This is a genomic window from Streptomyces sp. NPDC053755 (assembly GCF_040677675.1).
GTDB lineage: Bacteria > Actinomycetota > Actinomycetes > Streptomycetales > Streptomycetaceae > Streptomyces.
Map to the genome: position 1 here is coordinate 52,789 of NZ_JBFASK010000037.1, position 11,573 is coordinate 64,361.

The window sequence follows — 11,573 nt, forward strand, 5'->3', positions numbered from 1 at the left end:
GACAGCCGGGAGTCGGGGAGACCTCCGCCTCCGGCGCGCGCCGACGGGAGCCGCCTGGCCGTGAGCCGCCCGGGAAGGCGGCCGGCCCGTGGGCCGCCCGGCAGGGGGGCAGCGGCCGACCGGGGTCACCGCGCGGCCGGGCCACCCGCAGTCCGCGGCCGGGCCACCGGCCGACCGGGGTCACCGCGCGGCCGGGCCACCCGCAGTCCGCGGCCGGACCACCCGCAGTCCGCGGCCGGGCGGCGCGCCCCGGACGCGGCATCAGCCGTCCGCGCGGGCCGTGGCCAGGAGTTCCTCCGCGTGGGCGCGGGCCGTCTCGGAGTCCTCCTGGCCGGCCAGCATCCGCGACAGTTCGCGGACGCGGTCCTCGCCCTCCAGGACGGTGACGCCGGACCGGGTCACGGACCCGTCGCTGGTCTTCTCGACCAGCAGCTGGCGGTCCGCGAAGGCCGCGACCTGGGGAAGGTGCGTGACGACCACCACCTGCGCCGACTTGGCGAGCTTGGCGAGCCGCCGGCCGATCTCCACGGCCGCCTTGCCGCCGACGCCCGCGTCGACCTCGTCGAAGAGGTAGGTCGGCACCGGGTCCGTACCGGCGAAGACCACCTCGACGGCGAGCATCACTCGCGACAGCTCACCGCCGGACGCGCCCTTGGCGATCGGCCGGGGCGGGGCTCCCGGGTGCGGGGCGAGCAGCAGCTCGACCTCGTCGGCGCCGGAGGGGCCGTACGCCACGCTCCGGCCGCCGACCTCGACACCCGAAGCCTCGTCGACGGACTCCGTCTGTCGGATGTCGAAGGACACCCGGGCGTGGGGCATGGCGAGGGAGGCCAGTTCGGCGGTGACGGCGTCGGCGAACCGGGCGGCCGCCTCCGTACGGGCGTCGGTGAGCGCCTGCGCGAGGACCGACAGCTCGGCCCGCAGCGCGTCCCGTTCGGTCTCCAGCTCGCCGATCCGGTCGTCGTCGCCCTCCAGCTCGGTGAGCCGCGCCGCGCTCTCCTGCGCCCAGGCGAGGACGGCGGAGACGTCCTCGCCGTACTTCCGGGTGAGCTGGGTCAGCGCCGCGCGCCGCTCCTCCACGACGGCGAGCCGCCGCGGATCGGCGTCCAGGTCGTCGGCGTATCCCGCGAGCTCCCCGGCGACGTCGGCGAGCAGGATGGAGATCTCCCCGATCCGGTCGGCCAGCGCCGCGAGCGCCGGGTCGTGCGACCGTACGGCGTCGAGCGCGCGCCCGGCCCCGGCGACCAGGGTGGTCGCGTCGACGGATTCCGGGTCCTCCGGGTCACCGACCAGCGCGCCGTGCGCCAGCGCGGCGGCGGAGGCGAGGGCCTCGGCGTGGCCGAGTCGTTCCGCCTCGGCGGCGAGTTCGACGTCCTCCCCGGGGAGCGGCTCGACGGCCTCGATCTCACCGAGCCCGAAGCGCAGCAGGTCGGCCTCCTGCGCCCGCTCGCGGGCGCGGGTGGTGATCTCGTCCAGTTCGGTGACGACGGCCCGCAGGCGCCGGTACGCCTCCCCGTACGCGGCCAGGGGGACGGCGACGGCGTCGCCCGCGTACCGGTCGAGGGCCCCGCGCTGCCGGGCCGGCTTGAGCAGGCCCTGCTGGTCGGTCTGGCCGTGCACCGCGACGAGTTCGTCGGCGAGCTCGGCGAGCAGTCCGACGGGCACCGAGCGCCCGCCCAGGTGGGCCCGTGAGCGGCCCTCGGCCGAGATCGTCCGGCTGACGAGCAGCACGCCGTCGTCCAGCTCGGCGCCCGCCTCCTCGGCCCGTACGGCGGCGCTGGCGCCCGGAGCCACACTGATCCGCCCCTCGACGACGGCCGACGCCGCGCCGATCCGCACGAGGGCCGGGTCGGCGCGCCCGCCGAGCAGCAGCCCCAGGCTGGTCACGACCATCGTCTTGCCCGCGCCGGTCTCGCCGGTCACCGCGGTGAAACCGGGTGACAGCTCGACCACCGCGTCGTCGATGACCCCGAGCGACCGTATCCGCATCTCCTCCAACACGGGGAAGACCTTACGAGGTCCGGCCCCCGCTGTGCGACGACCCCTGCCGGAACAGCCCGAACCCGCAGGTCGCCGCGGCGTCTGTCACCCGTGGGAGTGGGCCGCCCGGAGCGGGCGGCCGGCCGGCGCGCCGGGCGCCGGCCCTCAGTGCGGCGCGCCGCGCCAGCCGGAGACCGGCAGGGCGAACTTCGCCACGAGACGGTCGGTGAACGACGCGTGGTGCAGCCGGGCCAGCCGCACGGGCACGGCTCCGCGCCGCACCTCCACCCGCGCTCCGGCCGGGAGTTCGACGGTCCGGCGACCGTCGCACCACAGCACGCCGTTCGGGGTGTGCGGCTCGACCTCCACCGCGAGCACCGACTCCGGCGTGGTCACCAGGGGCTTCGCGAACAGGGCGTGCGCACCGATCGGCACCATCAGCAGCGCCTCGACCTCCGGCCAGATCACCGGTCCTCCCGCCGAGAACGCGTACGCCGTGGAGCCCGTGGGAGTCGCGCAGATCACTCCGTCGCAGCCGAAGCCGGTCACCGGGCGCCCGTCGATGGCGACCACGACCTCCATCATGCGTTCCGGGGACACCTTCTGGACGGCCGCCTCGTTCAGCGCCCAGTCCCGGTGCAGCACGTCGCCGTTCTCGTACACGACGACGTCGAGGGTCATCCGCTCCTCGACCTCGTACGCCCGCGTGACCACCCGGTCCACGACCTTGTCCAGGTCGTCGCGCTCGGCCTCGGCAAGGAAGCCGACCCGGCCCAGGTTCACGCCGAGCATGGGCACGCCGGAGGCGCGGGAGAACTCGGCTCCGCGCAGCAGCGTCCCGTCGCCGCCGAGGACGACGAGCAGCTCACAGCCGTCGAGCGCGTCGGGGCGCGCCTCCGGCACCATCTCGACCGACGGCGGCAGCGTCAGATCGGCCGCCTCCGCCTGGAGTACGCGCACGCCGATCCCGCTGCGCAGCAGTCCCAGGACGACGAGTTCGGCACTGCGCACGGCGGCCGGACGGCCGGTGTGCGCGAGCAGGAAGACGGTACGCGTACCTGTGTTCAACGAGGTCCCTCCGCCACGGCGCGGTCGACATCCGCCGGATCGAGCGCGGGCGCCCCGGCCCGCAGCCACAGAAAGTACTCGACGTTGCCCGAGGGCCCCGGCAGGGGGCTGGCCGTGACGCCGAGGACTCCGAGCCCCAGCTCGCCGGCCCGCCGCGCCACGTTCCGTACGGCGTCGGCCCGCAGTTCGGGGCTGCGGACCACACCGCCGGTGCCGAGCCGCTCCTTGCCCACCTCGAACTGCGGCTTCACCATGAGCACGAGGTCCGCGCCGGGGGCGGTGCAGGCCGCCAGGGCGGGCAGGACGAGGCCGAGCGGGATGAACGAGAGGTCTCCGACGACGAGGTCGACCGGCTGTCCGTCGATCGCGTCGAGCGTCAGCTCCCGGACGTTGGTGCGGTCCTTGACGGTGACCCGCTCGTCGCTCTGCAGCGACCAGGCGAGCTGACCGTAGCCGACGTCGACCGCGACGACGTGCCCGGCGCCGGCCCTCAGCAGGACGTCGGTGAAGCCGCCGGTGGACGCCCCGGCGTCGAGGGCCCGCCGTCCCTCGATCTTCAGCCCCTGGGGGACGAAGACGGCGAAGGCTCCGGCCAGCTTGTGGCCGCCGCGGGAGACGTAGTCGGGATCGTCGTCGTCCTGGGCCACGACGATGGCCGCGGCCGTCTCGACCTGCGTGGCGGACTTGGTCGCGACGGTCTTGCCGACGGTCACCCGCCCCGCGGCGATCAGCTGGCCGGCGTGCTCGCGCGAGCGCGCGAGCTTACGGCGTACCAGCTCGGCGTCGAGTCGGCGGCGTGCCACTCCTGCCACGTTCGGTTCAGCTCCTGTGGTCGTTCGGGTCGGACGGGGGGTTCGGTCCGGGGCGTACGGCGTCGAGCGAGGTCAGCTCGTCGCGCAACCCCCGGTGTACATCCTCGTACACCTCCAGGTGTCCGTCCGCCGGGAGGTGGTCGGCGTCTGCGAGACGGCCGAGAAGGGCGTCCACGCCGGGGTGACCGGTCTCGGCGCGCTCGACACCGAGGGGCGCGGGCCCGGCGGGTGCGTAGTCGGCGTCCGCGAGGCGACCGACGGCGTCGGGGTCGGCGGTGCTGGTGGCGTGGGGGCCGGTGCCGTCAGGGCCGCGGCCGTCCGGGCCCGCCTCCGCCCCGCCTCGCCGGTCCTCGGCCGTCGCCGGTGGGGGCTCGGTGAGCGACCGGGGCGCGGGTGGCGCCGGTGAGGGCTCGGTGAGCCACCGGTCCTCGGCCGTCGCCGGCGGGGGATCGGTGAGCGACCGGGGCGCGGGCGGCGCCGGCCGCGGCGGGGGCGCCGGCTGCGGCTCCGGCATCGCGTCGTTCATCCCCCGACGCTATCGCGAAGCCCTGGGGTAACGTCGATCACGATGGCCACGATCATGGAGTGCCGCAGCGCGCTCGACAGACTTTCGGACAACCTCGCGCGAGCGGACGGGGAGGTCCGCGGCGCCGCCGCGCTCGACCGCACCCTGAGCTGCCACATCACGGACCTCGACACGACCTTCACCGGCCGCCTGGAGGGCGGCCGGATCGAGGTGCAGGACACGGTGGAGGGCCCGCCGCCCGGCAAGGCGCAGATCCGCCTGGCGATGACCGGCGACGACCTCGTGGCGATGGTGGCCGGCGAGCTGAACTTCGCCAAGGCCTGGGCCTCGGGCCGGGTCAGGCTGGAGGCCGGCTTCCGCGACCTGCTGCGGCTGCGGTCACTTCTGTAGGACGGACGCCCGGCTGCCGGACCCCTGGCCGCCGGCCTCCGGGCTCCCGGCGTCCGCCCCGCCGGTCGCCTGTCCGCCGGGCGCCCGGCCCCGGGCCTTGCGCCCCGCCGGGACCACCAGCGGTGTCCCCGTCTCCGGGTCGTCGATGACCTGGCAGCGCAGCCCGAAGACCCGCTCGACGAGCTCGGCGGTCACGACCGCGGACGGCGGCCCCTCCGCGACGACCTCGCCGCCCCGCACGGCGATGAGGTGGGTGGCGTACCGGGCGGCGTGGTTCAGGTCGTGCAGCACGGCCACGAGCGTCCGGCCCTGGGTCTCGTGCAGCTCGGCGCAGAGGTCGAGGATGTCGATCTGGTGCTGGATGTCGAGGAAGGTCGTCGGCTCGTCGAGCAGCAGCAGCGGCGTCTGCTGGGCGAGCGCCATCGCGATCCACACCCGCTGGCGCTGACCGCCGGACAGCTCGTCGACGTACCGCTCCCCCAGCTCCCCGACACCGGTCGCGGCCATCGACTCCTGGACGATCCGCTCGTCCTCCGGCGACCACTGGCGCAGCAGCCCCTGGTGGGGGTACCGGCCGCGGGCCACCAGGTCGGCGACCGTGATGCCGTCGGGCGCGATGGAGGACTGGGGCAGCAGGCCGAGGGTCCTGGCGACCTTCTTGGCGGGCATCGTGTGGATGGTCTGTCCGTCGAGCAGGACCCGGCCCTCGCTGGGCTTGAGCATCCGCGACAGGGCGCGCAGCAGGGTCGACTTGCCGCAGGCGTTGGGCCCGACGATGACGGTGAAGGAGTTGTCGGGGATCGCGACGGACAGGTCACGGGCGATGATCCGCTGGTCGTAGGCGAGGGTGACCGACTCGGCGCTGAGCCGCTGCGTCTGACTCTGACCGTCCATGCCCGTACTCCTGTTGTTCTTGTCGAGGTTCGTGTCGGCGCTCATATCCGGCCCGCCTTGCGTTCGGTGACGAGCAGCCAGAGCAGGTAGCAGCCGCCGAGGATGCCGGTGACGACACCGACCGGCAGCTGACGCTCGCCGAAGGCGTTGCTCGCGGTCCAGTCGGCGACCAGGAGCAGCGCCGAGCCCATGAGGGCGGAGGCGCCGAGGTTGGGGCCGGGGGAGCGCGTCAGCCGGCGGGCCAGCTGGGGGGCGCTGAGGGAGACGAAGACGATGGGTCCGGCGGCGGCCGTGGCGACGGCGACGAGCGTCACGGCGGAGCCCATCAGCACGATGCGGGTCCGCTCGACCCGCACGCCCAGCGCGAACGCCGCGTCGTCGCCCATCTCCAGCATGCGCAGCGACCGCCCGTGGGCGAGGACCAGCGGCAGCAGCAGACAGCAGACGCCGAACAGCGGCCAGAACTGGGTCCAGTCGCGGCCGTCGAGCGATCCGGTCATCCAGACCACCGCGCGGGTGGCGTCGACCAGGTCGGCCTTGGTGATGAGGTAGTGGATGACGGCGGTGAGCATGGCGGCCGCGCCGATGCCGACGAGGACGAGACGGTAGCCGTGCACCCCGCGCTTCCACGCGAGGAGGTAGATCGCGGCACCGGTGACCAGACCGCCGACGACGGCTCCTCCGGCGGCGGCGAGCGCGTCGCCCTGGAAGAGCACGATGACGGTGAGCGCGCCGACGGTGGCGCCCTGGCCGAAGCCGATGACGTCGGGGCTGCCCAGCGGGTTGCGGGAGACGGACTGGAAGACCGCGCCGCCGATGCCGAGGGCGGCGCCGACGAAGACGGCGACGAGGATCCGCGGCAGCCGCAGCTGCATGACGGCGAACTCCTGCACGGCGGTGCCGTCCCCGAGCAGGGTGGTGACGACGTCGCCGGGCGCGATGGGGAAGTCGCCGGTGCCGAGGATGACGACGGCGGAGGCGAGGGTGAGGACGAGCAGCCCGAGCACGGAGACGGCGACGCGGGGTTCGTAGCGGACGGAGAGCCCGCCCCCGGTCCGTATCGACTTGGTGGTCACAGCTGGGCCATCCTCTTGCGGCGTACGAGTCGGATGAAGACGGGGCCGCCGACGAGCGCGGTCACGATGCCGACCTGGAGCTCGGAGGGGCGGGCGACGAGCCGTCCGATCACGTCAGAGCCGAGGAGGAGGACCGGCGAGAGCACGGCGGCGTACGGGAGGATCCAGCGCATGTCGGGGCCGGTGAGGGCGCGCACGAGGTACGGGACCATCAGCCCGATGAACACGATGGGGCCGCAGGCCGCGGTCGCCGCGCCGCACAGCAGCGTGACGGACACCATCGCGATGATCCGGGTGCGGTTGAGGTGGGCGCCGAGGGCGCGGGCCGTGTCGTCGCCCATCTCCATGGCGTTGAGGGGCCGGGCGATGAGCAGGGCGAGGACGACGCCGACGAGGATGAAGGGGGCGACCCGCCGCACGGTCTCCATGTCGGCGGAGGCGAGCGACCCTACGGTCCAGAAGCGGAGCCGGTCGAGGGCGGCGGAGTTCAGCAACTGGACGGCGTTGACGAAGCCGTAGAGCGCGGCGGTGGCGGCGGTCCCGGCGAGCGCCAGGCGCACCGGGGTGGCGCTGCGGCTCCCGCCGAGGACGTACACGACGACGGAGACGACCGCGGCGCCGAGGAACGCGAACCAGACGTAGTCGGAGACGTCGGTGATCCCGAGGAACGAGATCGCGGAGACGACGGCGGCCGCGGCGCCGGCGTTGACACCCAGGAGACCGGGCTCGGCGAGCGGGTTGCGGGTGAGGCCCTGCATGACGGCCCCTGACAGGCCGAGCGCGACGCCGACGAGCAGGCCGAGGAGGGTCCGTGGCACCCGGACGTCGTGGATGATGACGTCGTTTCCGATGCCGCTGTTCTGGAAGAGCCCGTGCCAGACATCGCCGATCGGCACCGGTTTGGCGCCGATCATGATGCTCAGGACACAGACCAGCAGCAGGACTCCGACGGCCGCCACCAGCCCGACGGCGCGCGCGGAGTTCCTGCGCGCCGGCGGCTGGGCGGGACTCGTCGGCTCCGCGCTCGCGGGGGAACGACTCTCGACCAACACGGAGTTAGGTTAGCCTACCCTGCTATCTCGACCATCCGCCCGGTGCGCCGAACCGGCCTGTCCGCCCCGCGCCTTGCCGGTGCGCCGCACCACCCTCCCCGTCCTGAGCCCGCCCTCGACCCCGACGCCGGCCGGACGCCCCCCACCACCAACCAGCACGCGTACCGACGGCCCGCGCGCCGGCAAGCACGCGCACCGACGGCCCCCGACCCGGCCGATCACCTCCGGTCGCTCAGCGCCCGAGCCGTTCCAGCGCCTTGCCCGCGTCCAGACCGCAGGCTCCGGCGCCCGCCTCCGACCAGGCCGCCGCGCACAGCGCCCGCACCCCGTCCAGGATGTCGTCCCCCTCCCCGTGGAGCACCAGCGCTCCCCCGCTCGCCGAAGCCGTCCAGCCTCGGCAGGCGAACCCGCCGTCCTGCGTGTCGACGACCTCCGGCTGCCCCGCGAGCAGTCCCCGCAGGTCCGCGTCCACGTACGTCGGGCGGTGCTCCGGCACCGCCGCCAGGAGCTGCGCCACGTCCGTCACGCCGGTGAGCACCAGCAGCGAGTCCACACCGCCGTTGAAGGCCCCCTCGATGTCGGTGTCCAGCCGGTCTCCCACGACCAGCGGCCGCTTGGCCCCGGTCCGCAGCACGGTCTCCCGGTGCATCGGAGGCAGCGGCTTCCCCGCCACCTTCGGCTCCCCGCCCGTGGCGATCCGTACGACCTCCACCGCGGCCCCGTTTCCCGGCCCGATCCCCCGCGCGCCGGGAATGGTGAGGTCCGTGTTCGAGGCGTACCACGGGACACCCCGGGCCACCGCGTAACTCGCCTCCGCGAACCGCCCCCACGGCATGTCCGGCCCTCCGTAGCCCTGCGCCACCGCCGCCAGACCCTCCTCGTCCGCCGACTCCACCGGCACCAGGCCCCGCTCGCGCAGCGCCACCCGCAGCCCCTCGCCCCCGATGACCAGCACCCGGGCACCCTCGGGCACGTCGTCGGCGATCAGCCGGGCCACGGCCTGCGCGGAGGTGATCACGTCCCCCGGCTCGGCCGGCACCCCCAGCTCCGTCAGGTGCTCCGCCACGGCGTCCGGCGTCCGCAGCGCGTTGTTGGTGACGTACGCGAGGTGCATGCCACCGTCCCGCGCCTCGCCCAGCGCCTCCACCGCGTACGGGATCGCCTCCCCGCCCGCGTACACCACGCCGTCCAGGTCCAGCAGCGCCGTGTCGTACACCTCGCTCAGCGGACGCTCGCTGCCGCCGGGCCGGTTCCTGCCCTGCCGGCCCCGACCGCCGCCGCCCTCGCCGTCATCCATGACCTCGTACTCCTCACGTCGCGTCGCGTACTCCCCGCTGCCCCCGATCATCGCTCATAGCCACCGCACACTTACGATTGCGTAATGAACACCTCAGGTCCCGCGGCCGATGACGTCCGCGCCGACGGTCTGCGCCTGTTCCCCTTCCGGGGACTGCGCTACGTCCCCGAACGGGTCGGCAGCCTGGCCGCCGTGACCTCCCCGCCGTACGACGTCGTCGTACGGCCCGACGGGCTGCTCCACCTCGAGTCCGCCGACCCCCACAACATCGTCCGGTTGATCCTCCCGCAGGCCATCACGGCCGGCACCCGCCACCGCAAGGCCGCGGTCACCCTGGACCGCTGGATCGCCGACGGTGTCCTCGCCCCCGACCCGGAACCCGCGCTGTACGTGTACGAACAGCACGGCGACGGCATCCTGCAGCGCGGCGTGATCGGGGCGCTGGAGCTGTCCGCCCCGGCCGAGGGCGTCGTGCTCCCGCACGAGGACGTGATGCCGCACATCGTGGAGGACCGTGCGGCGCTGATGCGGACGACGGCCGCCAACCTGGAGCCGCTCCTGCTCACGTACCGGGGGGACGGCGACGGCGCCGCCGACGTCATCGAGCGCACCGCCCAGGGCGAACCGCTGCTGTCCACGACCACGGAGGACGGCTTCTGCCACCGCCTGTGGTCCGTCACCGACCCGGCGGACGTGGCCGCGGTCAGTGCGGGCCTCGCCGAACACCAGGCCCTCATCGCCGACGGCCACCACCGCTGGGCGACCTACCTCAGGCTGCGGGACGAACACGCCTCCCCCGGCCCGTGGAACTACGGCCTGGTGCTCCTCATCGACACCGCCCGCTATCCCCTGCGCGTGCGCGCCATCCACCGCCTGCTGAACCGCCTCCCGGTCGCCGACGCGCTCGCCGCCCTCGGCGACGACTTCCGCGTCCGCCGCGTGGACGGGCCGCTGCCCACCGCACTGGAGGCCCTGGCGTCCGCAGCTTCCGAAGGCAACGCCTTCCTCCTGGCCGGCGACGGGGCGTTCCACCTGGTCGACAGGCCGGCCCCGGACCTGCTCGCCCGCACGGTCCGCGCGGACCGCCCCGACGCCTGGCGCACCCTGGACGCCACGGTCCTGCACGCCACCCTCCTCGACCACGTGTGGCGCATCCCGGACGCCGCCGAGGACATCGCCTACATCCACGACACCGAGGCCGCCGTCGACCAGGCCGAGCGCCGGAACGGCACGGCGGTGCTGATGCATCCGGTACGCGAGGAGGTCGTACGGGACCTGGCACGGCAGGGCGTCACCATGCCCCGCAAGTCGACGTCCTTCGGCCCGAAACCGGCGACGGGCCTGGTCCTCAGAAGCCTGGCCCTGGACTGAGGGGTACGACGAAGGGCGGCACCCCCACGGGGGTGCCGCCCTTCGTCACGCGAGGTCAGGCCTTGGGGCCCTCGTCGTCCTCGTCATCGTCCTCGTCGTCCTCGTCGTCCTCGTCGTCGGCAAGCTCGTCGTCGACGTCGTCCGCCTCGACGACGGTCTCCGTCTCGGGCGCGAGACCGCCATCGACGTCAGCGTCGGCGTCGGCGTCGACATCGACCACGGTCTCGTCGATGACGTCCACGAACTCGACTCCGTCCAGCTCGGCGAGACGGTCGGAGGCGTCCGTCGCCCCGTCCTTGTCGGCTTCGAGCGCCTTGGCGAACCACTCACGCGCCTGGTCCTCGCGGCCGGCCGCCAGCAGGGCGTCCGCGTAGGCGTACCGCAGCCGCGCGGTCCAGGGGTGCACGGCGGTGGAGGCCAGCTCGGAGCTCTGCAGGGTCACGATGGCCGCGTCGAGCTGCCCCATGTCCCGGCGGGCACCGGCGGCGACGAGCCGCATCTCGACCTGTCCGGCCTTGTCGAGCTTCTGCGTCTCCGGCTCTCCGGCCATCGCCAGCGCCCGCTCGGGGCGCCCCATCCCACGCTCGCAGTCGGCCATGACGGGCCACAGCTCGACGCCACCGTTCATCCGGCGGGCGGCCCGGAACTCGGCCAGCGCCTCGGAGTACTTCTGCGTCGCGTACGCGGCGAAGCCGGCGGCCTCACGCACGGCGGCGACGCGGGAGGCGAGGCGCAGGGCGATACGGGAGTACTCGTACGCCTGCTCCGGGTCCTCGTCGATCAGGTTGGCGACCATGACGAGGTTGCGGGCGACGTCCTCGGCCAGCCCCTTGGGCAGGCTCATCAGCTCCTGCCGCACATCCTGGTCGATCTCGTCACCGGTGACCTCCGCGGGAATCGGCAGCCGCTTGATCGGCGCCCGGTCCGGACGGTCCCTGTCACGGTCGTCCCGACGGCCGTAGCCACCACGGTCATCCCGGCCGCGGTACCCACCTCGGTTGTCGTCCCGACGGTCGTCACGCCGGAAACCGCCGCCACCACGGTTGTCGCCACCACGGTCATCACGACGGAAGGAGGGACGCTCATCGCGACGGTCATCACGACGGA

10 protein-coding genes and 2 pseudogenes are annotated in these 11,573 nt (G+C 74.1%); 2 read left to right on the forward strand and 10 right to left on the reverse strand.

Annotated elements, in window-relative coordinates:
• Positions 1-261: 261 nt before the first annotated feature.
• The 4 genes and pseudogenes from recN to AB0K65_RS27510 all read right to left on the reverse strand — a co-directional run.
• Positions 262-1,989, reverse strand: coding sequence for a DNA repair protein RecN (gene recN / locus AB0K65_RS27495; protein ID WP_365721100.1), 1,728 nt, complete (start codon positions 1,987-1,989; stop codon positions 262-264).
• A gap of 156 nt (positions 1,990-2,145) precedes the next feature.
• On the reverse strand, positions 2,146-3,048 hold the full coding sequence (locus tag AB0K65_RS27500; RefSeq protein ID WP_365721089.1) for an NAD kinase: 903 nt from the start codon (positions 3,046-3,048) through the stop codon (positions 2,146-2,148).
• A complete protein-coding gene (locus AB0K65_RS27505) occupies positions 3,045-3,860 on the reverse strand; it encodes a TlyA family RNA methyltransferase (protein WP_365721091.1) in 816 nt (271 codons plus the stop codon). Before AB0K65_RS27505 ends, AB0K65_RS27500 begins: the two co-directional genes overlap by 4 nt.
• Positions 3,861-3,867: 7 nt before the next feature.
• Positions 3,868-4,095, reverse strand: a pseudogene (locus tag AB0K65_RS27510) (hypothetical protein); the annotation flags it as partial.
• Between the two features lie 333 nt (positions 4,096-4,428).
• Here AB0K65_RS27510 and AB0K65_RS27515 point away from each other — a divergent pair.
• Positions 4,429-4,776: an SCP2 sterol-binding domain-containing protein gene (locus AB0K65_RS27515; protein ID WP_365721093.1), complete on the forward strand. Its 348-nt coding sequence runs from the start codon at positions 4,429-4,431 to the stop codon at positions 4,774-4,776.
• Here AB0K65_RS27515 and AB0K65_RS27520 read toward each other — a convergent pair.
• The 4 genes from AB0K65_RS27520 to AB0K65_RS27535 form a co-directional block, all read right to left on the reverse strand.
• The gene (locus tag AB0K65_RS27520) at positions 4,765-5,670 is read right to left on the reverse strand and encodes an ABC transporter ATP-binding protein (RefSeq protein WP_365721101.1); all 906 of its coding nucleotides are present in this window, start codon (positions 5,668-5,670) and stop codon (positions 4,765-4,767) included. The genes AB0K65_RS27515 and AB0K65_RS27520 overlap by 12 nt on opposite strands.
• 41 nt (positions 5,671-5,711) lie before the next feature.
• Entirely contained in the window at positions 5,712-6,746 is a 1,035-nt protein-coding gene (locus AB0K65_RS27525; RefSeq protein ID WP_365721095.1) for an iron chelate uptake ABC transporter family permease subunit, read from the reverse strand.
• Positions 6,743-7,708 (reverse strand): iron chelate uptake ABC transporter family permease subunit, encoded by a 966-nt coding sequence (locus AB0K65_RS27530; protein ID WP_365721103.1) that lies wholly within the window; start codon positions 7,706-7,708, stop codon positions 6,743-6,745. Before AB0K65_RS27530 ends, AB0K65_RS27525 begins: the two co-directional genes overlap by 4 nt.
• 322 nt (positions 7,709-8,030) lie before the next feature.
• On the reverse strand, positions 8,031-9,095 hold the full coding sequence (locus AB0K65_RS27535; RefSeq protein ID WP_365721097.1) for an HAD-IIA family hydrolase: 1,065 nt from the start codon (positions 9,093-9,095) through the stop codon (positions 8,031-8,033).
• Positions 9,096-9,179: 84 nt separating this feature from the next.
• Between AB0K65_RS27535 and AB0K65_RS27540 the strand changes: the two genes are divergently transcribed.
• On the forward strand, positions 9,180-10,466 hold the full coding sequence (locus AB0K65_RS27540) for a DUF1015 domain-containing protein (protein WP_365721098.1): 1,287 nt from the start codon (positions 9,180-9,182) through the stop codon (positions 10,464-10,466).
• Positions 10,467-10,521: 55 nt separating this feature from the next.
• On the opposite strand, the gene AB0K65_RS27545 is transcribed toward AB0K65_RS27540, so the two are convergent.
• Both AB0K65_RS27545 and AB0K65_RS27550 read right to left on the reverse strand, forming a co-directional pair.
• Complete coding sequence (locus tag AB0K65_RS27545) at positions 10,522-11,370, reverse strand: tetratricopeptide repeat protein (RefSeq protein ID WP_365721105.1); 849 nt, start codon at positions 11,368-11,370, stop codon at positions 10,522-10,524.
• Positions 11,310-11,573, reverse strand: a pseudogene (locus AB0K65_RS27550) (hypothetical protein); the annotation flags it as partial. The gene AB0K65_RS27545 and the pseudogene AB0K65_RS27550, both read right to left, overlap by 61 nt.

Coding starts and splice junctions, on each gene's coding strand:
- recN (WP_365721100.1), bottom strand. CDS start 1,989: ATGCGGATACGGTCGCTCGGGGTCATCGACGACGCGGTGGTCGAGCTG.
- AB0K65_RS27515 (WP_365721093.1), top strand. CDS start 4,429: ATGGCCACGATCATGGAGTGCCGCAGCGCGCTCGACAGACTTTCGGAC.
- AB0K65_RS27520 (WP_365721101.1), bottom strand. CDS start 5,670: ATGGACGGTCAGAGTCAGACGCAGCGGCTCAGCGCCGAGTCGGTCACC.
- AB0K65_RS27535 (WP_365721097.1), bottom strand. CDS start 9,095: ATGGATGACGGCGAGGGCGGCGGCGGTCGGGGCCGGCAGGGCAGGAAC.
- AB0K65_RS27540 (WP_365721098.1), top strand. CDS start 9,180: ATGAACACCTCAGGTCCCGCGGCCGATGACGTCCGCGCCGACGGTCTG.